General features: G+C 63.6%; 25 protein-coding genes, 2 tRNA genes and 1 other RNA gene. 18 read left to right on the forward strand and 10 right to left on the reverse strand.

The window, feature by feature from the left end:
• Positions 1–490: 490 nt before the first annotated feature.
• From BMF89_RS19080 to BMF89_RS19110, 7 genes are all read left to right on the forward strand, one after another.
• Complete coding sequence (locus tag BMF89_RS19080; RefSeq protein WP_078108631.1) at positions 491–913, forward strand: DUF3052 domain-containing protein; 423 nt, start codon at positions 491–493, stop codon at positions 911–913.
• Between the two features lie 11 nt (positions 914–924).
• Positions 925–1413, forward strand: coding sequence for a peroxiredoxin (locus BMF89_RS19085; RefSeq protein WP_139359746.1), 489 nt, complete (start codon positions 925–927; stop codon positions 1411–1413).
• A 5-nt stretch (positions 1414–1418) separates the two neighbouring features.
• The gene (locus tag BMF89_RS19090; RefSeq protein WP_078108633.1) at positions 1419–2360 is read left to right on the forward strand and encodes a Sir2 family NAD-dependent protein deacetylase; all 942 of its coding nucleotides are present in this window, start codon (positions 1419–1421) and stop codon (positions 2358–2360) included.
• A 73-nt stretch (positions 2361–2433) separates the two neighbouring features.
• Positions 2434–2509 (forward strand) — tRNA-Val (locus BMF89_RS19095).
• A 113-nt stretch (positions 2510–2622) separates the two neighbouring features.
• Positions 2623–3150 (forward strand): isoprenylcysteine carboxylmethyltransferase family protein, encoded by a 528-nt coding sequence (locus BMF89_RS19100; RefSeq protein WP_078108634.1) that lies wholly within the window; start codon positions 2623–2625, stop codon positions 3148–3150.
• 288 nt (positions 3151–3438) lie between these two features.
• Positions 3439–4236 carry an IclR family transcriptional regulator gene (locus BMF89_RS19105; protein ID WP_078108635.1) on the forward strand — a complete coding sequence of 266 codons (798 nt, stop codon included), beginning with the start codon at positions 3439–3441 and terminating at the stop codon, positions 4234–4236.
• Between the two features lie 175 nt (positions 4237–4411).
• Positions 4412–5746 carry an MFS transporter gene (locus BMF89_RS19110; protein ID WP_171983560.1) on the forward strand — a complete coding sequence of 445 codons (1335 nt, stop codon included), beginning with the start codon at positions 4412–4414 and terminating at the stop codon, positions 5744–5746.
• Positions 5747–5923: 177 nt separating this feature from the next.
• On the opposite strand, the gene BMF89_RS19115 is transcribed toward BMF89_RS19110, so the two are convergent.
• Positions 5924–6991 (reverse strand): D-2-hydroxyacid dehydrogenase, encoded by a 1068-nt coding sequence (locus BMF89_RS19115; protein ID WP_078108637.1) that lies wholly within the window; start codon positions 6989–6991, stop codon positions 5924–5926.
• 71 nt (positions 6992–7062) lie between these two features.
• Here BMF89_RS19115 and BMF89_RS19120 point away from each other — a divergent pair, with 71 nt between their 5' ends.
• Genes BMF89_RS19120 through BMF89_RS19130 form a run of 3 tightly spaced genes read left to right on the forward strand, consistent with a single transcriptional unit; the run spans position 7063 to position 9817 of the window.
• Positions 7063–7974, forward strand: a complete 912-nt coding sequence (locus BMF89_RS19120; RefSeq protein WP_078108699.1) for an NAD(P)-dependent oxidoreductase — start codon at positions 7063–7065, stop codon at positions 7972–7974.
• A 14-nt stretch (positions 7975–7988) separates the two neighbouring features.
• Positions 7989–8759, forward strand: a complete 771-nt coding sequence (locus BMF89_RS19125; RefSeq protein ID WP_078108638.1) for an SDR family oxidoreductase — start codon at positions 7989–7991, stop codon at positions 8757–8759.
• Positions 8759–9817 (forward strand): L-idonate 5-dehydrogenase, encoded by a 1059-nt coding sequence (locus BMF89_RS19130; protein ID WP_078108639.1) that lies wholly within the window; start codon positions 8759–8761, stop codon positions 9815–9817. The genes BMF89_RS19125 and BMF89_RS19130 overlap by 1 nt, the downstream gene beginning before the upstream one ends.
• 28 nt (positions 9818–9845) lie before the next feature.
• Here the strand turns inward: BMF89_RS19130 and BMF89_RS19135 are convergent, their stop codons facing one another.
• Positions 9846–10574 carry an FCD domain-containing protein gene (locus BMF89_RS19135; protein WP_078108640.1) on the reverse strand — a complete coding sequence of 243 codons (729 nt, stop codon included), beginning with the start codon at positions 10572–10574 and terminating at the stop codon, positions 9846–9848.
• Positions 10575–10806: 232 nt separating this feature from the next.
• Between BMF89_RS19135 and gndA the strand changes: the two genes are divergently transcribed.
• The gene (gene gndA / locus BMF89_RS19140) at positions 10807–12243 is read left to right on the forward strand and encodes an NADP-dependent phosphogluconate dehydrogenase (RefSeq protein ID WP_078108641.1); all 1437 of its coding nucleotides are present in this window, start codon (positions 10807–10809) and stop codon (positions 12241–12243) included.
• A 124-nt stretch (positions 12244–12367) separates the two neighbouring features.
• Positions 12368–13201, forward strand: coding sequence for an oxidoreductase (locus tag BMF89_RS19145; protein ID WP_078108642.1), 834 nt, complete (start codon positions 12368–12370; stop codon positions 13199–13201).
• Here BMF89_RS19145 and epsC read toward each other — a convergent pair.
• The 3 genes from epsC to msrA all read right to left on the reverse strand — a co-directional run bounded on the left by epsC (position 13198) and on the right by msrA (position 15368).
• The gene (gene epsC, locus BMF89_RS19150; protein WP_078108643.1) at positions 13198–13782 is read right to left on the reverse strand and encodes a serine O-acetyltransferase EpsC; all 585 of its coding nucleotides are present in this window, start codon (positions 13780–13782) and stop codon (positions 13198–13200) included. The genes BMF89_RS19145 and epsC overlap by 4 nt on opposite strands.
• A gap of 50 nt (positions 13783–13832) precedes the next feature.
• The gene (gene cysK / locus BMF89_RS19155; RefSeq protein ID WP_078108644.1) at positions 13833–14768 is read right to left on the reverse strand and encodes a cysteine synthase A; all 936 of its coding nucleotides are present in this window, start codon (positions 14766–14768) and stop codon (positions 13833–13835) included.
• A gap of 75 nt (positions 14769–14843) precedes the next feature.
• Complete coding sequence (msrA, locus tag BMF89_RS19160) at positions 14844–15368, reverse strand: peptide-methionine (S)-S-oxide reductase MsrA (protein WP_059387765.1); 525 nt, start codon at positions 15366–15368, stop codon at positions 14844–14846.
• Between the two features lie 146 nt (positions 15369–15514).
• Between msrA and BMF89_RS19165 the strand changes: the two genes are divergently transcribed.
• Positions 15515–16426: a Nif3-like dinuclear metal center hexameric protein gene (locus tag BMF89_RS19165; protein WP_078108645.1), complete on the forward strand. Its 912-nt coding sequence runs from the start codon at positions 15515–15517 to the stop codon at positions 16424–16426.
• 97 nt (positions 16427–16523) lie between these two features.
• The gene (locus tag BMF89_RS19170) at positions 16524–17261 is read left to right on the forward strand and encodes a C4-type zinc ribbon domain-containing protein (protein WP_078108646.1); all 738 of its coding nucleotides are present in this window, start codon (positions 16524–16526) and stop codon (positions 17259–17261) included.
• A 109-nt stretch (positions 17262–17370) separates the two neighbouring features.
• Here BMF89_RS19170 and BMF89_RS19175 read toward each other — a convergent pair whose 3' ends face one another.
• Positions 17371–18135 (reverse strand): peroxide stress protein YaaA, encoded by a 765-nt coding sequence (locus BMF89_RS19175; RefSeq protein ID WP_078108647.1) that lies wholly within the window; start codon positions 18133–18135, stop codon positions 17371–17373.
• A 103-nt stretch (positions 18136–18238) separates the two neighbouring features.
• Between BMF89_RS19175 and rnpB the strand changes: the two genes are divergently transcribed.
• The 4 genes from rnpB to BMF89_RS19195 all read left to right on the forward strand — a co-directional run bounded on the left by rnpB (position 18239) and on the right by BMF89_RS19195 (position 21563).
• Positions 18239–18630: RNase P RNA component class A (rnpB, locus tag BMF89_RS19180), an RNA gene on the forward strand.
• Between the two features lie 245 nt (positions 18631–18875).
• Entirely contained in the window at positions 18876–20372 is a 1497-nt protein-coding gene (locus BMF89_RS19185) for a glyceraldehyde-3-phosphate dehydrogenase (protein WP_078108648.1), read from the forward strand.
• Between the two features lie 86 nt (positions 20373–20458).
• Positions 20459–20668 (forward strand): hypothetical protein, encoded by a 210-nt coding sequence (locus BMF89_RS19190; RefSeq protein WP_078108700.1) that lies wholly within the window; start codon positions 20459–20461, stop codon positions 20666–20668.
• A 97-nt stretch (positions 20669–20765) separates the two neighbouring features.
• On the forward strand, positions 20766–21563 hold the full coding sequence (locus BMF89_RS19195; protein WP_078108649.1) for an HNH endonuclease family protein: 798 nt from the start codon (positions 20766–20768) through the stop codon (positions 21561–21563).
• A gap of 15 nt (positions 21564–21578) precedes the next feature.
• On the opposite strand, the gene BMF89_RS19200 is transcribed toward BMF89_RS19195, so the two are convergent.
• The 4 genes from BMF89_RS19200 to orn all read right to left on the reverse strand — a co-directional run bounded on the left by BMF89_RS19200 (position 21579) and on the right by orn (position 23994).
• The gene (locus tag BMF89_RS19200) at positions 21579–22463 is read right to left on the reverse strand and encodes an acyltransferase domain-containing protein (protein ID WP_078108650.1); all 885 of its coding nucleotides are present in this window, start codon (positions 22461–22463) and stop codon (positions 21579–21581) included.
• Between the two features lie 3 nt (positions 22464–22466).
• Positions 22467–23039, reverse strand: coding sequence for a peptide deformylase (def, locus tag BMF89_RS19205; RefSeq protein ID WP_078108651.1), 573 nt, complete (start codon positions 23037–23039; stop codon positions 22467–22469).
• Between the two features lie 124 nt (positions 23040–23163).
• Positions 23164–23236, reverse strand: a tRNA-His gene (locus tag BMF89_RS19210).
• A 131-nt stretch (positions 23237–23367) separates the two neighbouring features.
• Positions 23368–23994 carry an oligoribonuclease gene (gene orn / locus BMF89_RS19215; protein ID WP_078108652.1) on the reverse strand — a complete coding sequence of 209 codons (627 nt, stop codon included), beginning with the start codon at positions 23992–23994 and terminating at the stop codon, positions 23368–23370.
• Between the last annotated feature and the right edge of the window lie 79 nt (positions 23995–24073).

Here is a 24073-nt window from a genome sequence, read left to right on the forward strand (position 1 = left end):
ACGATCAGGCAGCTGGGAAGTCAACCCGCTAAGGATGTGTGAGGTCTCTTCTCCTGCAGCCACGTCCAACCTCTCTTTTGGCGCATTCATCGTCGCCTCAGGTCCGGCAGGGTAACTGCCTGTCATGAACGCGGCGTGTGCGACATATCGGTTACAACAGCCCGGTCATGTGCGCCGGGCAGGTTCTCTTGAGCTTGAGCTGCGCTATTCGCGGCGGGCGGTTGCCCTGCAGCCAAAGTCTTCAATGGCCACTGTAGCTTTGTACGAGCCGCGATGCGTAGCCGCGCGGTCGTGAAGGCGTTGTATGTCACACTCAAGCTGTTACATCGTAGGCAGTTGTAGCTGCAGCCATGGCTACAGCGCCGATCGTCGCCATGGCTTTAGCTGTGGCCGGGGCGCGGATTATGGTGGAACGCGGGACAATGGCTTGAAGCACACGCCCAAAGGGTGTTGGCTTGTAGTAATCGAAATCACTTCAAGAGGAGGAAACGTGAGCGAGGCCGACGCCGCCACATCGGTAAATGTGGCGGAAAGATTGGGTTTCAAAGATGGGGATCTAATTCAGGAACTCGGTTACGACGATGATGTCGATTTCGATTTGCGTGAAGACATTGAGGAACTCACAGGTTCCGAGCTGCTTGACGAAGACGATCACGAGGTAGTGGATGCGGTCATTTTCTGGTGGCGCGATGGTGATGGAGACCTTGTCGACGCACTGGTGGATTCACTGACCACCTTGGGTGAAGGTGGCGTGGTCTGGGTACTGACTCCCAAATCGGGCCGTGACAACTACGTCTCACCCTCGGATATCCAGGACGCAGCTCCCACTGCCGGTTTGCATTGCACCACCTCCGCAGGCGTCTCCAAGGACTGGAGCGCCACGCGGCTTGTAGCACGCAAGAAGAACAAGTGACCCACTCCAGGTTGAGCCCTCCCGGACTGCATCCGGGAGTTCCCGTTGTGGGTCAGGAGGCCCCGGATTTTGAGCTCGTGAACCAGTTTGGGGAGCCGGTTCGCTTGTCTGCTCTCCGCGGCCGCAACGTGGTGGTGGTCTTCTATCCGTTCGCTTTCTCCGGAATCTGCACCGGGGAGCTGTGTGAGATCCGTGACAATCTGGGTATTTTCGAACACGCCAACGCCACAGTCCTTGGAGTTTCGGTGGACAGCAAGTTCGCCTTGCGGGCGTACGCGGACAAGGAACGCTACGAGTTCGATCTCCTGGCGGACTTCTGGCCGCACGGACAAGTTGCCGAGAAGTATGGCGTGTTTGACGCCGCTACCGGAATGTCGTTGCGGGGCACATTCATCATTGATGCCGCGGGCATCGTCCGCTACGTTGTCGTCAATCCGCGCGGCCAGGCACGCGACTTAGCGGAATACCGCGAGGCATTGTCCGCGCTCGGCCAGGCCTAGCGTCGATGAGCGCCCCACGGCCCGGCGTCGGAATGACTGGCTTCGCCATACTTGCGCCGGCCCCCGCGGCTGAGTTGGATCCAGGCGAGATGGAGCTTCTCGGCCAGGCCGCCGGGATTCTCGGGGGCAAGCGGCTTGCTGTTTTGACGGGAGCCGGCCTGAGCACGGACTCCGGCATACCTGACTATCGCGGCCCAGGAGCCGCACCGCGGAATCCGATGACCTTCCAGGAGTTCATCGGAAGCCCTGTGAACCGGCGCCGTTACTGGGCGAGGAATCACCTTGGATGGTCCCACCTCCGGCACGCGGACCCGAACGCCGGGCATGCCGCCGTCGCGCTCCTTGAGCGGCGCAGGCTGCTTACGGGACTCATCACGCAGAATGTGGACCGTCTGCATGAGGATGCCGGCAGCATCAATGTGGTGGACCTGCATGGCCGCTACGATCGTGTGATCTGCCTCGACGAGGGGCACGTCTTCACCCGGCGGCTCGTGGCATCCATTCTTGAGGAAATCAATCCGGGCTTCCTCGAAGCCGCCCAGGCTTCCGGCGTCGTGGAAATGGCACCGGACGCCGATGCCTCGGTGGAGGATCCCGAACTCATTCGATCGTTCGTCGTCGCTGTCTGTCCCGTATGCGGTGGAACGCTCAAGCCCGACTTCGTCTACTTCGGTGAAAATGTGCCCAAAGATCGGGTGCAACGCGCCTATTCCATGGTGGACGAAGCCGGGGCGCTGCTGGTGGCGGGTTCTTCGTTGACCGTCATGAGCGGGCTGAGGTTCGTGCGGCACGCAGCCAAACTCGGCAAGCCGGTAGTGATCATCAATCGGGGTCCGACCCGCGGCGACGGTTTCGCGGATCTCAAAGTGGAAGCAGGAGTCAGCGGCGCGCTGGCCTGGCTTGCCGCTGAGCTTCCCGATCTGCTCCCGTCCAAGCGAGTCGATTAGTGTTCCGGGCGCTTGATCCGGTAGAGTACATGTTCGTTGGTTGAAGCGCCGAGGGTGCCGAAATCAGTGTTTTGGGTCTTTAGCTCAGCTGGTAGAGCGCCACGTTTACACCGTGGATGTCATCGGTTCGATCCCGGTAGGACCCACCAAGAAGAAGAGCCCCTGAACTGCGGAAACGCAGCTAAGGGGCTCTTTTCATTTGTTCCAGAGCCTTAGGGCCCCAATGGTTGTGGCCAGTCGTTTGCCGGTTCAGAATGGCAGCATGACAGCGTCCGGAGATGCATCGCGCGACAAGAGGCTGGCGAAAATCGGTACGGCGGTGTTTGCCGTCGCCCCGGCTACCGCCGCCGGTCTGTTGCCATGGATGGTGACCCGTTGGAGAGTGCAACAGCCCGTACCCGGCGGATTGCCGGCCCAGTGCGCAGGCGTTCTGTTGATCGGCGCCGGCGCGGCCGTGATCACCAATTCGTTTGCGCGATTCGCCCTTGAAGGAATAGGCACGCCGGCACCCTTTGCGCCGCCGAAGAACCTTGTGGTCACCGGTTTCTATAGGTTCGTGCGGAACCCCATCTACGTGGGCATCGGCGCCGCGATCACCGGACAGGGCCTCTTGCTGGGACAGCCAAGGCTGTTCGGGCTGGCGGCGCTAGGCGCAGTTCCCGTGGTGGCTTTCGTGAGGCTGTATGAGGAACCGACGCTTGCCCGCAAGTTCGGCGCCGAGTATGAGGACTACCGGGCCAACGTTCCGCGTTGGCTGCCACGGCTCACTCCTTGGCGGCAGCAGGACTAGCTTTGCGCCTGATCCCCTGCGGGGAATTGGAAAAGCTCTCCACCGCGACTATTGGGGGATGCCGCGGTGGAGAGCTCATAGATGAATATACAGAGAATTTCTGGATATGGAAAGGAAGCCATTCTCCGTCCGGCGAGTCTCATCCCGGCACCAAGCCACTATGATGGTGGTTGTTCAGTGGATTGAACAAGCGTGATTGCCGCGGATCGGAGTTCCGCTGCCCCCGGGTAGCGTTTCTGCTTGGCACGCGCCCACTCTGCGCCAGACGCACGATTGCGAAGGAGAATCATGGCCGATTCCCGCACCCCCCGTTCCGCCGAAGGATTGGGGAGCTCTTCGCCGGCGCCTGCCGTGACCCGCGCTGCCGCGGTCCTGGATGCCTTGGCGGAGGCGCCTTCGGGCAGGCTGACCCTCAGCGATCTTTCAAGGGAGCTGGGGATTCCGAAATCTTCCACGTCAAACCTGTTGATGGCCCTTGAGGAAGCCCGGCTGATAACCCGCGAAGGTGCCGAGTTTTCGCTCGGCCGGAAGCTGGTTGAACTTGGTGCCGCCTACCTGAGCCGGCTCGACGAAGTCCAGGAGTTCTACAAGTTCTGCGAACAGGCGCCAACACTCTCCGGCGAAACAGTGCGGATTGCGATGATCGACGGCGATCACATCATCTACTTGGCGCGCTACGAAGGGCACCCGGCCGTCCGGCTCACGTCGAACATCGGCGACAAAATGCCGCTTTCCCTGAGCGCCGTCGGCAAGGTCCTCCTGGCCCAGCTTCACGATCATGACATCGAAGCAATGTTCCCGGACGACGTGGAACTCCCTGTCATGACCCCGAAGTCCCTCCGGAGCGCCGCTGAGCTCAAGGCCCAGGTGGCTGCGATCCGCAAGCAGGGCTACGCCTTGGAGGACGAGGAATCCACTCTCGGCGTGGTTTGCCTTGCCGTGCCCGTCCCGACCCACGGGGCACACGGCCCAAGCCTTGGTCTCTCGGTGACAGCCCTGAAAGCCACCTTTTCCGAGGAGCAGGCTGCCCTCATGGTCAAGGAACTCAAGGAGCTCGCCCACTCGCTGGGCAACCCGATGGGCTAACCGATCTGGCCGCCCGGCCGGGGTCATAATTAAATCTGATTACACCACTTGAAACTTGTACAACGTACTGTACTCTGTTCAATATAGTGATTCACGCCATGGTGGCTGACACTATCTCGCCAGGCCAACGGGGGTCTGGGGTGTTCTTGAGGGAGTGCTTGTGACAACTCGTACTATGACAAAGCTTGCTGACACGGACGGCGCGGTAGTTGAGCCGGAACAGCTGCGAAGGGCAACTCTTGCCAGCTCCGTAGGATCCGCTCTGGAGTACTACGACTTCTACATTTACGGTCTGGCTTCGGCCCTGATCTTCGGGCCGCTGTTCTTCAAGCCCTTGGGAGACAGCGGCGCGTTGATCGCGTCGTTCGCCACCTACGGCGTCGGATTCGCGGCGCGCCCCTTCGGTGGCGTCCTCTTCGGATTCATCGGAGACCGCTTCGGCCGCAAGATGGTTCTCCTGATGACCATCGGCATGATGGGCCTCGCAAGCTTCGCAATCGGCTTGCTCCCGACGTTCGATCAAGCGGGCATGCTTGGCGCCGTCCTGCTCGTGGCGCTTCGTATCGTCCAGGGCCTCGGCGCCGGAGCCGAGCAGGCGGGCGCAACAACCCTGATCTCCGAAGTGGCTCCGGCCAAGCGCCGTGGTTACTTCGCTTCGCTGCCCTTCGTCGGAATCCAGCTCGGAACCCTCCTTGGCGCCGGTACCTTCGCGCTGATTGGCATGGCCAACAAAAGCGTGCTTGAAGGCTGGCTGTGGCGTGTTCCGTTCCTTGCCAGCTTCGTCCTGATCGTCGTGGCTCTCTTCATCCGTCTCAGGCTGAAGGAAACCCCGGTGTTCCAGGAGCTGGAGAAGCACAAGAATGTGGTGAAGAACCCCGTTGGCGAACTTCTGAGGCACTCCAAGAAGAACGTGTTGATCGGCATCGGCCTCCGCATGGGCGAAAACGGCAACTCGTCCATCTACGGAACGCTTCTCATCTCCTTCATTTCCGTCAAGGAAGGCGTCTTTCCGGGCGACAAGTTCATTGGCCCGGTCGGCCTGCTGATCGCAGCAGGATTCGCCGCCGTCATGGTGGTGACGTTCGGCGCCTTGTCGGACCGGATTGGGCGAGTGAAAGTGTACCGCTACGGAGCCCTGTTCCAGGCTGTCTTCGCTATTCCTGCTTTCTACCTCGTGACTCTTGGCAACGTCACCCTTGTGTGGGCCGTCATGGTCGTTGGTATCGCCCTCGGTGTGCAGTCCATGCTTGGCCCACAGTGCCCGCTGCTGCCGGAATTGTTCGGTTCGCAGTATCGCTTCACCGGCGTGGCTTTGAGCCGTGAACTGTCTGCCGTTCTGGCCGGCGGCTTGGTTCCCGTCTTCGGTGCCACCCTGCTTGCCGCGACGGGCAACTCCTGGGTGGTATTGGCGGTCTACTCGCTGGTGCTGGCCCTGATTTCATACGTCACCACGTTCTTCACCCCGGAAACTGCCGGCCGTGACCTCCTTTCCCTGGAGGACGCGAAGTAAGGATCACCGTACCTGACGTACGCAGCGGCGGTCCCCTCCGAAGTTCGGAAGGGGCCGCCGCTTTTTCGTGCACCGCCCCGCCAGCAAACCCACGACCCCGGCGAGCCCGCCACACACAGCAAAGCGGCCCCTCCGGAATACCGGAGGGGCCGCTTTGGCGCTGGGAAAGTCGGCGGTTTAGTAGAAGTGCACCGTGTCCACAAGGTGGGGGAGCTCCCCGCCGTCGAGGAACGTGCGCAAGTTGCTGGCGAAGCGCTCAGCGATGAGCCGGTTTTCCGCAGCGCTGAGCGCCGACGTGTGCGGGGAGACCATGACCTTCGGGTGGTTCCACAGCGGGCTGTCCTGGGGGAGCGGCTCGACGGCGAAGACGTCCAGGCAGGCGTAGGACACCTGGCCGTTGTCCAGGGCTTCGAGGAGCGCCTCTTCGTCAACCACGGTTCCACGCCCAACGTTGACGAAAACCGTGCCGCGCTTCATCGCCGAGAAGACGTCGTGGTTGAAGAGTTTCTCCGTGTAGGGCGTGCCGGGGAGCGTGTTGACGACGGCGTCGGCGCTGGCCAGGAGGCCCGGCAGGCCATCGTTGTCCGCGACCTCGTCGATTCCTTCGATCGCTTCGACGTTCCGCTTGGTTCCGCTCACCTTCATTCCAAGGGCGCGGGCGATGCGGGCGGTCTCGAGGCCGATTTCGCCGAGGCCCGTGATGACCAGCTTGGAGCCGTTCACAAGTTTGGTGGGGGTGCGCAGCTCGGGCCAGACCTTCGCAGCCTGGTCCTGGGCAAGTTCCCCGCTCCGCTTGAACCCGTTGAGGATGCCCAGGGCCGCGAATTCAGCCAGCGGAAGCGCGTGCACGCCTGCGGACGTGGTGACCTTGAACTTCTGCAGGGTCTCGCTGTCGAGGCCGGAAGCCTTCACGGCGCCACCGGCACCTGCGGCCATGGCGTGGATCCACTGCAGGTGCGGGTTGCTTTGCGCGATGCGTGCCAGGCCGGCCGGATTCTCGTTGGGGAAGCCGTAGAGGATCTGGGCCTTGTTCAACATCGACCAGTAGCGTTCCTCTTGTTCGGGGGTCCGCTTGAAGTCCGGATCGCCTGAGTGGTCGGCCGGGAAGCGTTCCGGAGGAAGCAGTTCGGGTTCGTAGAGCACCGTAATGCTCGGATCTACGGCGCGGATTCGCTCCACATGCTCAGCTTCGAGCGGGACAGCGATCGCGATGGTGAGTTCATCAGTCGTCATGGTGTTCATCATACTGAATTGAGGCTAGGATATTGAACAGTTTTTGAAAGATGAACCACAAAGAAGTGAGGTGCATGCGAAAGATGACCGCCAAGACCGCAGGTTTTGTGGGGCTAGGGCTCATGGGTTTCCCCATGGCCGCCAATCTGCTCGGCAACGGCTGGGAGGTCACTGCGTGGAACCGCTCCTCCGAAGCGCTCGCCGAATTGGAGACGCTCGGCGGAACGCGTTCGGAGTCGGTTGCCGGGCTCCGTGACCAACCCGTCATTATTTTCATGCTCCCGGATCTCTCCTACATCCAGGATGCCGCCGCGCCGCTCCTCGACTCCTGGCGCTCGGACGCACCGCTTCCCGGAACCACGATCGTCATCATGAGCAGCGTGTCCCCGACCGCCGTGCAGGAATTCGGCCGGACGGTCCGTAGCGCAAGTGCCGGGAACGCCGTCGTCGTCGATGCCCCGGTCAGCGGGGGCACCAAAGGCGCGCAGGACGGCACGCTCGCCATCATGGTCGGAGCCACCGAAGAAGACTTCAAGCGATCGCTGCCCCTCCTCCAATCCATGGGAACCACCGTCCGCCGGATGGGCAAGCTGGGCGCCGGTTCGCTCGCGAAGGCCTGTAACCAATTGATCGTCGGGACCACCACGGCGGCGCTCGCGGAAGCCGCTGAACTCGCCGAGCGCTCGGGCATGGATGCTTCTGCCCTCTTCGAGGTCCTGGCTGGCGGACTCGCCGGAAGCCGGGTCCTGGAGTTTGTCGGCCCGCGCCTCGCAGCCAAGGATTACGCGCCCACAGGTCCCGCGAAGTTCATGCACAAGGACCTCACGTTCGTCCTCCAAAGTGCTGAAGCGGCCGGCGCCGCCGTCCCGATGGCGACAGCCGGCGTCGAACTCTACCGCGAACTGATCGATCAGGGACTTGGCGACCAGGACCTCGCAGTTGTCCGCCAAGCCATCGCCAACCTCAGCGACTCTTCCCTAAGCCCTTCGAACTAAGTAAGGAAACAACCATGAGTGGACTCTTCGATCTCACCGGGCGCGTTGCGCTCGTTACAGGATCCAGCCGCGGCATCGGCAACGCGCTGGCCCGCGGATTGGCCGACGCCGGTGCCACCGTTGTCCTCAACGGCATCAACACGGAACGGCTCAAGGACGCGGAAGCCGCCATGGCGGCGGACTTCGGGCCCGGGCGCATCCACAGCTGTGCGTTCGACGTCACGAGCGACACCGAAGCAGCCCGGGGCATTGCCTGGGTCGAGGAGAACGTCGGCCCGCTCGATATCCTCGTCAACAATGCGGGAATCCAGCACCGCGTGCCGATGCTGGACCTGGATGTGAAGGACTGGGAGCGGGTCATCACCACCGACCTGACCAGCGCCTTCCTCGTAGGACGCGAAGCCGCCCGCCACATGATCCCGCGGGGCCGCGGCAAGATCATCAACATCTGCTCGGTGCAGACCGACCTGGCACGCCCCACGATCGCCCCCTATGTCGCTGCCAAGGGCGGCCTGCGCAACCTGACACGCGCCATGACGGCCGAGTGGGCGGCCTCCGGCCTTCAGATCAACGGCATCGCACCGGGCTACATCCACACCGAGATGACCCAGAACCTCGTGGACGATCCCGACTTCAACTCCTGGATCCTTGGCCGGACGCCGGCCCACCGATGGGGCACCGTGGCGGATCTCGCCGGGCCGGCGGTATGGCTTGCCTCGGAGGCGTCGAACTTCGTCAACGGCCAGACGATCTTCGTCGACGGCGGAATGACGGTGGTCGTCTAATGAGCGATTTCCAGCTTCCCCAGTCTTCACCCGCGGTGGTGGCCCACGCCGCCGGCGACCTTCGCATCGAGGACATAGCCCTCGTTGTTCCCACCCCTGACCAGGCCGTCGTCGAGATCGCCTACGGCGGCATCTGCGGCTCGGACCTGCACTACTGGCTCCATGGCGCCGCGGGGGAGTCAATCCTCAAGGCCCCGATGGTCCTCGGCCACGAAATCGTCGGCACAGTCGTCCAGCAGGCCGCCGATGGCAGCGGACCGGCCGCCGGAACCGCCGTCGCGGTGCACCCGGCGACTCCGGCCCCGGGTGCCGCCAAGTACCCGGAAGACCGGCCCAACCTCTCGCCGGGCTGCACCTACCTCGGAAGTGCCGCACGGTACCCGCACACGGACGGAGCCTTCAGCCGCTACGCCACCCTGCCCTCCCGCATGCTCCGGGCGCTTCCGGCCACGCTGGACTTGCGCACGGCGGCGCTTGTGGAGCCGGCCAGCGTTGCCTGGCACGCCGTCGCCCGCGCAGGGGACGTGGCCGGCAAGACAGCCTTGGTGATCGGAAGCGGTCCGATCGGCGCGCTGGCAGTTGCCGTCCTCAAACGCGCGGGTGCGACCCGGATCGTGGCCGTCGACATGCATGACAAGCCTCTTGAGATCGCGCGTGCGGTGGGCGCGGACGAGGTCCTCAAGGGCGACGATGCGGAGGCCATCGCCGCAGTGGAGGCCGACGTCGTCATCGAGTCCTCCGGCAGCCACTTCGGACTGGCCTCGGCCATCAAGGGTGCGGTACGCGGCGGGAAGGTGGTCATGGTCGGGTTGCTGCCCTCCGGACCGCAGCCGGTCTTCATTTCGCTGGCCATCACCCGCGAGCTCGAACTGCTCGGATCCTTCCGTTTCAACGACGAGATCGACGAGGTCATTGCGGCGCTCGCGGACGGTTCGCTCTATGTTGATCCGGTGGTCACCCACGAATTCACGCTGGACCGGGGCCTGGAGGCCTTCGAAGTGGCCAGGAACTCGGCCGAATCGGGGAAAGTCCTCCTGAACTTCCAGCCTGTGGCCTAGGTTCTCGGGCGGCGCGGACGTTCAGCCGTTAGCGCCGCTCGACTGGAACGAACACCCGTGGCTGGCCTTCCCAGCCCGGTGACAGGTCCGCGATGGTCTCCCGCATGATGTTGGAGGAGGCCTCGCGGGCCTTGTCGCCGTCTCCGTCCCGGATGCCCTGGGCAACATCCAGATGCCATTGCAGGGCCGCTTCCTTCGGATGTTCGGGCATGAGCCCGTGAACGGTCCGGCCGGTGAGGGTCTCGGTGACCTGGCCGATCAGGTTCGCGAACATTTCATTGCCGGAACCGGAGAGCACCAGGGCGTGAAAGCGGATGTCGAGGTCCAGGAAGGTGGGCATGTCGCCCGCGCGGCCCGCATCACGCATGGCCAGGGAAATGTCCAACAGCTCGCTGCGCAGGGACTCCGGAGCGTTTTCCGCGGCCAGTTCCGCGGCCACGGGCTCGACGGCGGAGCGGAGTTCGGCGAGGGAGCGCAACTGTGCGCCACGCCCTTCTCCGGCCAGCCGCCAGCGGATCACCAGCGGATCGAAGGGATTCCAGCGGTCCGCGGGGAGGACCCGGATGCCGACACGCTTGATGGTTTCCACCAGCCCCAAAGACTGCAATACCCTGACGGCTTCCCGCACCACCGAGCGTGACACCTTGAGCTCCTCCTCAAGGTGCTCAGCCAGCATGACGTGGCCGGTGGGGAGCTTACCGCCGACGATCCGGGTACCCAGATGCTCGACAGCGCGGTAGTGGAGACTGGTTGACATAGTCGTAAGCATAGTGGCGGCGGGCACTCCGCCAGCGGAAGCCCGGGCCCGGGGAACTCCCCACACCGCTGGCCAGCAACATAGACTCTTTTGTGACGCGGACGTTTCCAAAACGTGGGCTCAACTTTCCCAGACGTGGTCCGAATACGTATGGTTTATTCCAGCTACTGCCCTAGAAAGCGTTTCCTCGCTCCTAGCAGGACTCGATGCACAAGAATGAATTGGAGTTTTGATGTCAGCACACATCGGTGTCACCGGCCTCGCGGTGATGGGCGCCAATCTGGCCCGCAACCTGGCCCGCAACGGCTTCACCGTTGCCCTGCACAACCGCTCCGTCGAAAAGACCGACGCCCTGCTGGCCAAGCACGGCACGGACGGCGACTTCATCCGCACGGAAACCCTCCAGGAACTCGTGGACTCCCTCGAGAAGCCCCGCCGTGTCCTGATCATGGTGAAGGCCGGCAAGCCGGTTGACGCCGTCATCGACCAGCTCGTTCCCTTGCTGGAACCCGGTGACATCGTGATCGACGCCGGCAACTCGCACTACGAGGACACCCGCCGCCGCGAATCCGCGCTGGCCGAGAAGGACCTGCACTTCGTAGGCGTCGGCGTTTCCGGGGGCGAAGAGGGTGCCCTCAACGGCCCCTCCATCATGCCCGGCGGTTCCAAGGAGTCCTACGACGCCCTGGGCCCGCTCCTCGAAAAGATCTCCGCCAAGGTTGACGGCAAGCCGTGCTGCGCCTGGATCGGCACCGACGGTGCCGGACACTTCGTCAAGATGGTCCACAACGGCATCGAATACGCAGACATGCAGGTCATCGGCGAAGCCTTCGATCTCCTCCGCTCCGGCGCCGGCATCGAACCGGCCGAGCAGTCCAGGATCTTCACCGAATGGAACAAGGGCGAACTCGCTTCCTTCCTGATCGAAATCTCCGCAGAGGTCCTGGGCCACGTCGACGCCAAGACGGGCAAGCCGTTCGTCGACGTCGTCGTGGACGCTGCCGGCCAGAAGGGCACCGGCCGCTGGACGGTCATCTCCGCCCTCGAGCTCGGTTCCCCGGTTTCCGGAATCGCAGAGTCCGTCTTCGCACGAGCCCTCTCTTCCCAGGCGGAGCAGCGCAAGCTCGGCCAGGAGCTCCTCGCCGGCGAGGAAATCGCCGTCGAAATCCCGGAGAACTTCGTCGAGGACGTCCGGCAGGCGCTCTACGCCTCCAAGCTGGTTTCCTACGCCCAGGGCCTGGACATGCTGACCTCGGCCGCGAAGGAATACGGCTGGGACCTCAAGCTCGACGAAATCGCTTCGCTCTGGCGCGGCGGCTGCATCATCCGCGCTGAGCTGCTCAAGGAAATCACCAACGCCTACGCAGCCGAGGAGAAGCCCGCCAACCTGCTGTTCGCCCCGGCCTTCACCAAGGCGATCGCCGGCGCGCTCCCGGCATGGCGCCGCGTGGTGGCCACGGCCGTCCAGCTGGGCATCCCGGTTCCCGTGTTCTCCTCCTCGCTGGCCTACTACGACGGGCTTCGCCGCAAGCGCCTCGCTGCAGCGGTCATCCAGGGACAGCGCGACCTCTTCGGTGCGCACACCTACGGCCGCGTTGACGCCGAAGGCACCTTCCACACCCTGTGGGGCGAAGACAAGTCCGAGGTCTCGGCAGTCGACACCCACTAGCGATTGGGGCAGGCCCCACTCGGTTCACGGCTAAGGCCGGCACTTCCCCGATACTGTGGAGGCGCCGGCCTTTGCCGTAGCCAGGTCCGAAAGAAATCGCCACACGCCACACGAGGAGCAGTCCATGCCGCAACGCGTCGCATTTGTCACCGGTGCATCAACCGGGATCGGTTTCGAAGCCGCCATCAAGCTCAGCAAAGCAGGAATGGTCGTGTACGCGGGGGCGCGGCGGGTCGAAAAAATGGAGCCGCTGAAGGCCCACGGAATCAAGGTGTTGTCGCTCGACGTCACTGAGGATGCCTCGATGAAGGCCGCCGTGGACCTCGTCATGGCCGAGCAGGGACGGATCGACGTTCTGGTCAACAACGCCGGATACGGCTCCTACGGTTCCTTGGAAGAGGTGCCGCTGGACGAAGGCCGGCGCCAGTTCGAAGTCAACGTCTTCGGTCTCGCCCGGATGTCGCAGCTGGTGATCCCCGCGATGCGGGCTGCGGGGTCCGGCAGGATCATCAATGTCTCCTCGATCGGCGGCAAAATGTACGAACCCCTCGGCGCCTGGTACCACGGAACGAAGTTCGCCGTCGAGGGCATGAGCGACTCCCTGCGCCTGGAACTGAAACCCCATGGCATTGATGTGGCAATCATCGAGCCTGCCGGTACGGACACGGAATGGGGAACCATCGCGGGGGAGAGCCTGCTGACGGTTTCGGGACATGGACCATATCGCGAGCAGGCCCGGATCGTGGCGGCCGCTTTGGCATCGACATCGGGAACCGCGCTGTCAACGCACCCGCGTGTGGTGGCGGGCGCTATCCTTCACGCGGCAACGTCGCGCCGGCCCAGGACCCGATACCCGGTGGGCAGGGGAGCCTGGACCATCCTGGCCCTGCGCCGGGTGCTTCCCGACCGGGCCTTCGACAACGTCTTCTGGAACGCCTACAAGCGCTTTTCCGGCTAGATCCGGTACTCGATGTAGTACTCGGCGGGATCGACGGCGGGTTTGGTTTCGCTCTTCGCGTCGCGGTGCCGCCATGTTGCGGGAACGCCGGTGATGATCGACTCAGGCGGTGCGTCCTTGACCACGACGGCGTTGGCGCCAACGGCGCTGTCGGCGCCGATGGTGATGGGCCCAAGGACCTTCGCCCCGGCCCCGATCGTGACGCGGTCTCCGATGGTGGGGTGGCGCTTGACCTTGGCCAAGGAACGTCCACCCAGCGTCACACCGTGGTAGATCATGACGTCTTCGCCGATCTCGGCGGTCTCGCCGATGACCACCCCCATGCCGTGGTCAATGAAGAACCTGCGGCCGATGGTCGCGCCGGGGTGGATCTCGATGCCGGTCAGGAACCGGGCAAGCTGGGAAATAAGCCGTGCCGGGAACCGCAGCTCGGGGTTTTGCCACAATTTGTGCGTCAGGCGGTGGGCCCAGATGGCATGCAGGCCGGAGTAGGCAAAAAAGTTCTCAAAGGAACCTCGGGCCGCCGGGTCATGTGACCGGGCGGCCTCGAGGTCCTCCATAAGTCTTGCGAAGAAGCTCACAAAGACCTTTCTACAGGAAATGAAAGAAAGCGGTTGCGCGGGGTCCGCAATCAGCCGCGAATGTCGTCAAAAAGCACCGTGGAGATGTAACGTTCGCCGAAGTCGGGAACGATTGCCACGATGAGCTTGTCCTTGTTCTCCGGACGCTTCGCGAGCTCGAGCGCGCCCCACACGGCCGCACCGGCCGAGATGCCGCCCAGGATGCCTTCCTTGGTGCCGAGGGCACGCGCGGTGGCCACGGAGTCCTCGAGGGTTGCGTCGAGGACCTCATCGTAGACGTTGGTGTCCAGGATTTCCGGAATGAAGTTTGCGCCGAGGCCCTGGATCTTGTGGGGGCCGGCGGCGCCGCCGTTCAGGATGGGAGAGTCCTTGGGCTCAACGGCCACGATCTGGATTTCGGGCTTGCGCTCCTTCAGGACCTGCCCGACGCCGGTGATGGTGCCGCCCGTGCCGACGCCGCCGACGAAGATGTCCACTCCGCCTTCGGTGTCTGCCCAGATTTCCTCGGCCGTGGTGGCGCGGTGGATTGCCGGGTTTGCCTCGTTGGCGAACTGCTGGGCCCAGATGGAGTTCTCGGTGTTGGCGACGATCTCCTGGGCCTTCTCGACCGCGCCGCGCATGCCTTCGGAGCCCGGGGTCAGGACAATCTCGGCACCGTAGGCGCGCAGCATGACGCGGCGCTCGGTGGACATGGTTTCCGGCATGGTCAGGATGACTTTGTAACCGCGCGCCGCGCCGACCAGGGCCAGTGCGATGCCGGTGTTGCCCGACGTTCCTTCGACGATGGTGCCGCCCGGCTTCAGCGCACCGGATTTCTCGGCGGCGTCGACGATGGCGACGCCGATGCGGTCCTTGACGCTGTTGGCGGGGTTGTAGAACTCCAGCTTCACGGCAACCGTGGCGTCCAAGCCTTCGGTGAGCCTGTTCAAGCGGACCAGGGGGGTTCCGCCGATCAGCTGGGTGACGTCGTCGTAGATCCGTGCCATGTAATCATGCCTATTCTCTGAATTCGCTGAAATAGCTACTGCTGAGGTCAGCCTAACGAGCGGTGCTACACGCTGCTACGCGCGGAGCCACGAAGAGTAATATTTCCGGGCCTTGGCGAGCTTGGGGTTGATGATGACCTGGCAATAGCCCTGCTCGGGGAACTTGGCGTAATAGTCCTGGTGGATCGACTCGGCTTCGTAGAACTCCGGCAGCCTGCTCACCTCGGTCACAATCGGCTTGGACCACAGTTCCTGGTTCCGGAGGATGGCCTCTTCGAAGAGGATCTTTTCTTCCGTGGTGGTGTAGAACATCGAGGAACGGTACTGGGTTCCGACGTCGTATCCCTGGCGGTTGAGCGTGGTGGGATCGTGCAGGGCGAAGAACATGTCCAGGATGATGTCCGCCGGGATGATGTCCTCGTCGAAAGTCACGGCGACGACCTCCGCGTGGCCTGTCATCCCGGAGCAGACATCGTAATAGTCAGGGTTGCGGATGTGCCCGCCCGTGTAGCCGGAAACCACGGAACTGACGCCCTTGGTCTTCTGATAGACGGCGTCGAGGCACCAGAAGCAGCCTCCGCCAAGTACAAAAGTTTTCATGATCTCTTCAATGGCCGGGAGTCCTGGATGATTCCCGCACAACCTTACGGGACTGTGACGGCAGTGACCCGGCCGGTGGGAACAATCTCAAGCCGTCGGGCGGCCGCAAGCGCGACTTGGCCGCCGGATGCGCAAGAATGTAATGCATGGAAGCTGTGAACACCGCGGTTGCAGACACAGGATCCGGCGAAGAACCGGAGAACGGTGCGGCCGGGACGCCAGGTAGCCCAACACTCGGTCAGGTCCTCTTGGCAGTGGAGGAGCTTTGGCCGGAATCGCTTGCCGAGGAATGGGACGAGGTCGGACTGGTGGTCGGACGGCCAACCGCCACGGTCACCAAGGTCATGTTCGCCGTGGATCCGACCCTCGCCGCGATTGAAGAGGCCATTGAATGGGGAGCCGAGCTCCTCGTCGCGCACCACCCGTTACTGCTCAAAGGCGTCACCTCCGTAGCTGCCACGAGCGCCAAGGGCCTGGCGGTCCATCGGCTTATTGAATCGGGTACCGGTCTGCTGACCGTGCACACCAACGGGGACTCCGCCGTCGGAGGCGTTTCGGATGTCCTCGCCGACGCCTTCGGACTGGACAACGTGGTTCCGCTGGCGCCTGCTGCCCACGGCCTGCCGGAAGAGGGAATCGGCAGGGTCGGGGACCTGCCCGAACTCATGACCCTGGGAGATTTCGCCGCACGGGTGTTCGAGATCCTGCCCTCCGTGGCCGGAGGCGTGCGGGTCGCAGGGGACAAGGACGGGCTCGTGCGCCGCGTAGCCGTCTGCGGGGGTGCCGGCGACAGTCTCTTCGACGCCGTCCGCGCCAGCCAGGCGGACATCTACGTCACCGCCGATATGCGGCACCACCCGGCGTCCGAGGCCCGCGAAGCCGCCGTTGACGGCCGGCCGTACCTCATTGACGTATCGCATTTCGCGAGCGAGTGGCTCTGGCTTCCCGCCGCGGCCGAAGCGCTCGGCAACGTCCTCGCGGACCAGGGCCACGACGTCGAGATCCGTGTGGCAACCATCAACAGCGATCCGTGGGACTTCATTCTGACTCCCGGCTAAGCCGGGGGAGCACGCTAGGCGATAGAGTCGAGACAAGCAGGCCCAAGGCCTGGCTGGGGCTGAAGACCAACCCCGGCACGATCAAGCGGAGGTAAGCGTGGCCAAGGCAGCACCGGCGGAACAGTTGAAATTGCTCGAACTGCAGGGGTTGGACGCGAAGCTCAAATCCCTGGCGAACCGCCGCCGCACGTTGGAGACGGACCCGCGCATCACCGATTTGCAGGACGCCCTCAGCGTGGCCAACGGGGCGCTCGGGGCCGCGAAACTTGCCGTCCACGACGCCGAAGCCGAGCTCCGCAGGTCAGAGGCCGACGTCGAGCAAGTGGCCGGGCGCATTGAGCGGGACGAAGCCAGGTTGAACAGCGGCACCGGGCTCTCCAAGGACCTCGTCGCGCTGCAAAGCGATATCGCGTCACTGAACAAGCGCCGGTCGGACCTCGAGGATGTCGAGCTGGAAATCCTGGAACGCTTGGACGGACTCAGGGAGCGCCAAGCCGCGCAACAGCAGATCGTCGATGACATCCAGGGCTCGTTCTCCGGGATCCGTGCCGAGCTGGACGCCGCGATCGCCCAGATTGTTGCCGAAGAGGCCGACGTGCGCGCCCAGCGGTCCGACTTCGCCGAAGGGCTCGACGCCGGGATGGTGGCCATTTACGAAAAGACCCTCGCCAGGCGTGGCGTGGGGGCCGCCAGGCTCTTCCACGGGAAGTCCGAAGGCTCGGGAATGACCCTCAGCCCCGGCGACCTTGCCGAGGTCAAGGCTGCGGCCGAGGACGAGATCGTGTTCTGTCCCGATTCCGGCTGCATCCTGGTGCGCTCCGCCGAATGGAACTAACCGCCTGTTCCCCACCCAACTGACCGGCCCACCCGACTGACTCGCCGTTAATCCCGACTGACTCGCAGTTAATGTCGTTTTCAGGCGTCAAAACGACACTTGCTGCTAGCTAGTTGGGGAGGATGATGCTGAGGGTGTGCGGCTTGCGCGCCGTGCCTTCAGTCAACTCCGCCGTCCATTTTTCCGAGGCGGCCTTAAGTAACTGTCCGGGGGTCCCGGGTGCCTTGTCTCGACGGCTTAACAAGTGCCTGGCCAGTTCGCCGCGGGTGTGCTTGGCGAAGTGACTGACCACGGTGCGCTTTCCATGGGACTCGGAAAAGACGTTGACGGAGACCGTCTGCGCGGCGGGCGGGGCCCAAGCCGCGGCATAAGTGCTGGACCGGCAATCCACCAGCAGCTCGCCCTCCACGCGCGAGGCGAGGGCCTGCGTGAGCTGCGGCTTCCAGAACGACGCGAGGCGCCCGACGTCGGGCAGTGCCGTTCCCATGGACAAGCGGTAGGCGGGCACACGGTCGCCGAAGCCGATGGCACCCCACAGGGCGGACACTACGAGGATCGACTCGACCGCTTTGCGGCGCTGCGCCGGTGCCAGGGTCTTGTAGCCGAGCGCGTCGTAGAGAACCCCGGAATACACCTGGTGGGCCGGGGCCGCGGGTTCGTCGTGGAGCCGGGTATTGCGTTCGACGTCGTCCTTCAACGAGGCGCCCACCCCCAGGAGGGCGAGGGCGTCCTCATGCGCGCTGACCAGGCCCAGCGCGTCGAGCACTTTGGCCCGGTAGCTGTTGAGTTCGGGAAAGCTCAGGGACTCCCATTCGACGGCGGAGCCCTTCTCAGCGGGGGTCTTGCCTTCGGAGGGCGGCAGCAGGATCAGCACCAGTCGATATTAGCTGCATTAAGCGGGCCATCTGTCAGACGTGCAGCCCAGGAGGGCCTTCCGGAAATACGGAGCGCCCGACGCCGGTAGACTGGACGGCGGATGGGTTGACTAGGCGGCCGCGCGCCACGTGAGTGGCTCGAGGAACGTCCGGGCTCCACAGGGCAGGGTGGTGGGTAACGCCCACTCGGGGTAACCCGCAGGCCAGTGCCACAGAGAACAGACCGCCCGCGCCTGCTTGTGCCAGCACGGGCAGGCAGCAGGTAAGGGTGAAACGGTGGTGTAAGAGACCACCAGCTCCTTGGGTGACCAAGGAGGCTAGGTAAACCCCACCCGGAGCAAGGCCAGACAGGGCACGATCGAGGGCTGCTCGCCCGAGTGTCCGGGTAGGCCGCTGGAGGGCGTCGGCAACGGCGTTCGTAGATGGATGGTCGCCACTCCTTCGCCGGCAACGGCGCGGGAGGACAGAACCCGGCGTATCGGTCAACCCATCCCTCAGCCTTGTGTGAGTGATTTCACGCAGTCCGGCGGCCAAGGCCTCCGGTGCCAGACCTTAGAATGGACAGTGAACGTAGAAGTTCCACCGCCGGTTCTGCGTTCGCAGCCGGCGGTTTTTCTTTGCAGCGTTCGAGGTGTCCGGGCAGACCGAAGTCCCGCCGATGCCAGTGCCGCAGGATTACTCCGGGCGGCCGCCATCTACGTACGAGGACGTATGTAGCTGACCCTAGGAAGGTAGTTCTGTGAGCCAGTCATCAGATTCTTGTCTTGATACGTGGATGGGCCGCGAAGCGCTGGCCGAGGCCATGATTCCGGTGATCGGCCGGCTGTACCGTGAGAACAACGTGGTGACGAGCATCCACGGGCGCAGTTTGATCAACAAGTCGTCGATGAACATCCTGAAAGCCCACCGGTTTGCGCGGCGGATGAGCAAGGACGAACTTCGTCTCGAAGAAACCGCGCCTCTGCTGAACATCCTCGCCGAACTTGACCTCGGGGCTGCTGCGATCGACATCGCCCGCCTGAACGAGAAGTACAAGGCCGAGGCTGCGGGAACGCCCTTGGAGGACTTCCTCCGCGCCGAACTTGCCGAAGTTGTCGGGCGCCGCGGCGCGGACGACCGGACCAGCACCGACGTCGTGCTCTACGGTTTCGGCCGCATCGGCCGCCTGCTGGCCCGCCTCCTGATCGAAAAGGCCGGCGGCGGGCACGGCCTGCGGCTGCGCGCGATCGTGGTCCGCAAGGGCGCGGAGAACGACCTCGTCAAGCGTGCCAGCCTGCTGCGCCGCGACTCCGTGCACGGTTCCTTCGAAGGCACCATCCGCGTGGACGAGGCCGCCAACACGATTACGGCCAACGGTGTCCAGGTGCAGGTCATCTACTCGGACAACCCCTCCACTGTCGACTACACGGCTTATGGCATCAAGGATGCCCTGGTGGTCGATAACACGGGCCGTTGGCGCGACGCCGAGGGCCTGTCCCAGCACCTGCAGAGCAAGGGTGTGGCCCGGGTGCTGCTCACGGCTCCGGGCAAGGGCGATCTGAAGAACATCGTCCACGGCATCAACCACACCTCCATCGAGGACACGGACACGATCGTCACCGCGGCGTCCTGCACCACGAACGCCATCACGCCCGTGCTCAAAGCGCTCAACGACAAGTTCGGCGTCATCCACGGCCACGTGGAAACGGTGCACTCGTTCACGAACGACCAGAACCTGATCGACAACTTCCACAAGGGCGATCGCCGCGGCCGCTCCGCCGCCTTGAACATGGTCATCACCGAAACGGGTGCGGCCAAGGCAGTGGCGAAGGCCCTCCCGGAACTGCAGGGCAAGTTGACCGGCAACGCGATCCGCGTTCCCACCCCGGACGTGTCGATGGCCATCCTGAACCTGAACCTTGAAAAGGGAACCACGAAGGAGGAAGTCAACAACTACCTCCGCGAGATGTCCCTGCACTCGGAGCTGCGGAAGCAGATCGACTTCATCGACTCACCCGAGGTCGTCTCCACGGACTTTGTGGGCTCCCGCCGGGCAGGCATCGTCGACGGTCTGGCCACCATCGCCACCGACAAGCACCTCGTGGTCTACGTCTGGTACGACAACGAATTCGGCTACTCCTGCCAGGTAGTGCGCGTCATGGAAGAAATGGCCGGCGTGAACCCGCCGTCGTTCCCGGCACGCGGCGTCGCTGTTGACCTTGAGCCCAAGGCAACATTGGAGCCCGCCGGCGTCTGAACGGCCTTGGCCGGGTCAGGAAAGACACAGGGTATTCCCGGCTGATGCGCTGGCATCAGCCGGGAAACCTGACAAGAATGGACGGCATGGACAGCGAAAAGATTCTGGAACACGAAACAACCTTGGAACACGCCCTGGACGTCGCGCGCGCCAACCTCAAGGAAGCCCAGCGGCTGCTCGACGAAGCCAAGGCGGCACATGCAGCGGGTGATATCACTGAGGAACGCGTCATCCAGTTGGGGTCGCTTCTGGAGCTGGCGGCTGACGACCTGAAACGGGTCACCAAGGAGCAGTAAGCCGCGACTTGTCCTCCACATTGGGGATATCGACGCCGGTGCCTGCGCCCTGATCTAGTCTCAAGGGAAGTATTCCTCCCCGAAAGGACGCAATCCCTTGAGCACCACCTGGGCAGCGTATCGGCGCGCCCGCCGTCAGTCCCGGCAGGCCTGGGTGTTGGTGATACTCATCGTCGCCGGTGGACTGGCCGGCATCGGATGGTTCTTCACCAAGGGCCAGTTCGACGTTGGCGAGGACCCGGGCAACGGACCCACGGAAGCTCCCGTCTTCGATCCGGGTTGGATGAAGCCGGTGGAGGCTGTTCAGCCTGTACCCGTCGGTCCAGCCGTTGATGCCCTTGAGGCGCTTGCCGTGAAGGGGCGTGCCGCCAAGGACAACTACGACCGCAACGAGTTCGGCCAGGCGTGGCTCGACGTCGACCGGAACGGCTGCGATACCAGGAACGACATCCTGAGGCGAGATCTGACGGCAACGGAGTTCACGGCAGGCTCGAAATGCAGGATCGCTTCCGGGGAACTACGTGAGCCATATATCGGGCAGGACATCCAATTCCGCAGGGGCTCCGAAAGCAGCTCGTCGGTACAGATCGACCATGTGGTGGCTCTCGGGGACGCCTGGCAGAAAGGCGCCCAGCAGCTCACTGCCAAACAGCGCCAAAGCCTCGCCAATGACCCCCTGAACCTGGTTGCCGTCGATGGTCCCGCCAACGTGAAGAAAGGCGCGAGCGACGCCGCGAGCTGGCTTCCTGCCAACAAAGGCTTTCGCTGCCATTACGTAGCCCGGCAGATTTCCGTCAAAGCCGCCTACCGGCTCTGGGTCACCCAAGCGGAGAAGGACGCCATGAAGCGCGTCCTGGATTCGTGCCCCGGCCAGCGGACCATCAGGGCGATGTAGCCGCCTCAGGCCGCGTCAAACCTGGGTGCTCCGCGCTGGGGGAAGCGCCAGATGGCCGTGGCCAAGCTGCCAGACCCCGCCGTCGTCGATCCTTTCCAGCACCACCCGCTGAAGTGACGTCTCGCGGGGGAGCCGATCAAGGTTTTCCATGCCGCGCTGCCGGAAAGTGAAGTAGATAGCGTCGCCCGGGGCGTCTGAGCAGCGGTCCAGGGTGAATCGGCGGGCAAAAGCCGCGATGTTGCTGTGCGGCAGCTGATCGGCGAGATAGGGATCCAGCATCCAGGAGTCGCAGCTCGCCACGGAAACGGGCTTGTCCGGGAAGTATCGGTCGAAGAACTCCCTGGCGTGGCTGAAGCTCGCGTCCACGAGGGCAGGGGAGAGGCCTCCATCCTCGGGAATGTGCACGCCCAGCACCCATGAGCCCCCTGCGGGGGCGGAGCCTTCGGCGTCGGCGGAGCCTCCGACGTCTGGGAAATCCGCGTCGCCGCGGACAATGTGGAATTGCAAGCGGCCGATCCGGAAGATGTTTCCGGCCATGTGGAGGGTCAGCCACGCCCACGTGTCCAGGCCGAAGCGTGCGTGAACCCGTCGGTTGATACGGAGGTTCAGTCCCACATCCGCCAGGATCGCGGCGGAGGATTCCGGCGGGATGCCAAGGGAAAGATGATGCCGGTGGGCCACAGGTGCGAAGCGCAAGAGCGCCTCGATCCAGTCGGTTTCGCTGCCGCCATCCGCGGAGGCAGACGTGCTTGGGAAGGTACCCAGGCGGGAGTCAAGGCTTGCAAGGGCCCGTCGGGTGCCGTCTCCGGGAGGTGAAGCCAGCAGCGAGGCACACTCCTCGGCGTCCTCACCGTGGATGTCGAGAAGCCCGAACAATACGTCCTGCGCGATGCCGGCCATGGCTCAGTGCCCGAAGGGGTCCGGGTCGACACCCGGCATCCAGCTCAGGCCAGGCACGCCCCAGCCGTTCTTCTTTGCCTGCTTCATGGCTTTCTTGGCGTAGCGGTCAACCAGACGGTTCACGTAGAGCTTGCCATCAAGGTGGTCGAATTCGTGCTGCATGATCCTCGCGAACCAACCCGTGGCGACGAAATCCACCGGCTTGCCGTTGCCGTCGAAGCCTTGGACGCGGGCCCATTCGGCCCTCTGGAGGGGGTAATGCTCCCCAGGGAATGACAGGCAGCCTTCGACGTCTTCCTCGGGATCGGGAAGGGCGCCGGGGACCTTGGAGAGCGTGAGGACCGGGTTCACCAGAACGCCTTCGTCCGGAGCGTCGTCATCATTCGCGTATTTGAAGATGAAGATCCGTTTTCCGACCCCCACCTGGGGCGCGGCCAACCCTACGCCGTTGGCGGCTTCGTTCGTCTCGAACATGTCGGCAATCAAGGTGCGCAGTTCGTCGTCGAACACTTCCACTTCACTCGCCCGGCGGTGAAGCACGGGCTCGCCCCAGATGGTGACTGGCAGGACGGTCATGTCAGGTGTTCCTCTGGTTCTCGGGTCTGTAGTGGCCGACATCGGCCCGGACAAAGCAAAGGCCGCACTGGATAACCAGTACGGCCTTTGGCTGCGATCGATAAACTGCTACCGATCTCGTGAGGGTGAGCGACGGGGGTTGAACCCGCGACCTCCTGGACCACAACCAGGCGCTCTGCCAACTGAGCTACGCCCACCATGTGCCTTTTTATGCTTTCGGAATGACCCGTTGGCTGCGAAGGCAACGACAAAAACTATACCCCGTCTTGGGGAGTGGTTTTGCCACTTTTGGCCGTTTGGTTGAAAATTCCCGGAAACGTGCCGCAGATCACGTGCCTGCCGGTGTCTCCGGACCCGCTGCAATCTGCTTGGAGATCTTCTGGGCAGTTGCGGTGTCGGGGCCGGGAGCCGGAACGAACACAGCTTCGCGGTAGTAGCGCAGTTCCTCGATGGAGTCCCTGATGTCTCCGAGCGCGCGGTGGCCGCCATGTTTGGCAGGCGACTGGAAATATGCGCGCGGGAACCATCGGCGCGAGAGTTCCTTGATGGTGCTGACGTCGATGACCCGGTAGTGAAGGTGTTCGACGATGGTGGGCATGTCCCGCGCGAGGAACATCCGGTCAGTTCCGACCGAGTTGCCACCCAACGGCGCCTTCTTCGGATCCGGTACCCACTTCTCGATGTACTCCAGAACGATTGCTTCGGCTTCGGCCATGGTCTTGCCATGGGGGAGCTCGTCCAGGAGCTTCGAACGGGTGTGCATGTCGCGGACGAAGTCGTTCATCTGCTCAAGCGCGGCGTCCTCAGGCTTGATGACGACGTCCACGCCATCACCCAGGATGTTCAGCTCCGAATCGGTGACCAAGGCCGCGACCTCGATCAGGGCGTCGTTTTCCAGATCGAGACCGGTCATCTCACAGTCGATCCAGACGATGCGTTCATTTGTAATAGGCACTGGCCCAGCCTACCGTTCGGGCGCGCAGGAAGGGTGGCGGGGCGCTCCATTCCGAGCCTGCGGCGCAGTGCTGCTGGTA

Source organism: Arthrobacter sp. SRS-W-1-2016, from assembly GCF_002009585.1.
Classification (GTDB): domain Bacteria; phylum Actinomycetota; class Actinomycetes; order Actinomycetales; family Micrococcaceae; genus Arthrobacter; species Arthrobacter bambusae_A.

Bases quoted from the DNA above. Each gene is read 5' to 3' on its own strand.
- BMF89_RS19130 (WP_078108639.1), top strand. From the start codon at position 8,759: ATGAGCGATTTCCAGCTTCCCCAGTCTTCACCCGCGGTGGTGGCCCAC.
- BMF89_RS19100 (WP_078108634.1), top strand. From the start codon at position 2,623: ATGACAGCGTCCGGAGATGCATCGCGCGACAAGAGGCTGGCGAAAATC.
- BMF89_RS19115 (WP_078108637.1), bottom strand. From the start codon at position 6,991: ATGATGAACACCATGACGACTGATGAACTCACCATCGCGATCGCTGTC.
- BMF89_RS19090 (WP_078108633.1), top strand. From the start codon at position 1,419: ATGAGCGCCCCACGGCCCGGCGTCGGAATGACTGGCTTCGCCATACTT.
- cysK (WP_078108644.1), bottom strand. From the start codon at position 14,768: ATGGCACGGATCTACGACGACGTCACCCAGCTGATCGGCGGAACCCCC.
- def (WP_078108651.1), bottom strand. From the start codon at position 23,039: ATGACCGTCCTGCCAGTCACCATCTGGGGCGAGCCCGTGCTTCACCGC.
- BMF89_RS19105 (WP_078108635.1), top strand. From the start codon at position 3,439: ATGGCCGATTCCCGCACCCCCCGTTCCGCCGAAGGATTGGGGAGCTCT.
- BMF89_RS19145 (WP_078108642.1), top strand. From the start codon at position 12,368: ATGCCGCAACGCGTCGCATTTGTCACCGGTGCATCAACCGGGATCGGT.
- BMF89_RS19165 (WP_078108645.1), top strand. From the start codon at position 15,515: ATGGAAGCTGTGAACACCGCGGTTGCAGACACAGGATCCGGCGAAGAA.
- BMF89_RS19190 (WP_078108700.1), top strand. From the start codon at position 20,459: ATGGACAGCGAAAAGATTCTGGAACACGAAACAACCTTGGAACACGCC.
- BMF89_RS19200 (WP_078108650.1), bottom strand. From the start codon at position 22,463: ATGGCCGGCATCGCGCAGGACGTATTGTTCGGGCTTCTCGACATCCAC.
- BMF89_RS19120 (WP_078108699.1), top strand. From the start codon at position 7,063: ATGACCGCCAAGACCGCAGGTTTTGTGGGGCTAGGGCTCATGGGTTTC.
- gndA (WP_078108641.1), top strand. From the start codon at position 10,807: ATGTCAGCACACATCGGTGTCACCGGCCTCGCGGTGATGGGCGCCAAT.
- BMF89_RS19110 (WP_171983560.1), top strand. From the start codon at position 4,412: ATGACAAAGCTTGCTGACACGGACGGCGCGGTAGTTGAGCCGGAACAG.
- BMF89_RS19135 (WP_078108640.1), bottom strand. From the start codon at position 10,574: ATGTCAACCAGTCTCCACTACCGCGCTGTCGAGCATCTGGGTACCCGG.
- msrA (WP_059387765.1), bottom strand. From the start codon at position 15,368: ATGAAAACTTTTGTACTTGGCGGAGGCTGCTTCTGGTGCCTCGACGCC.
- BMF89_RS19125 (WP_078108638.1), top strand. From the start codon at position 7,989: ATGAGTGGACTCTTCGATCTCACCGGGCGCGTTGCGCTCGTTACAGGA.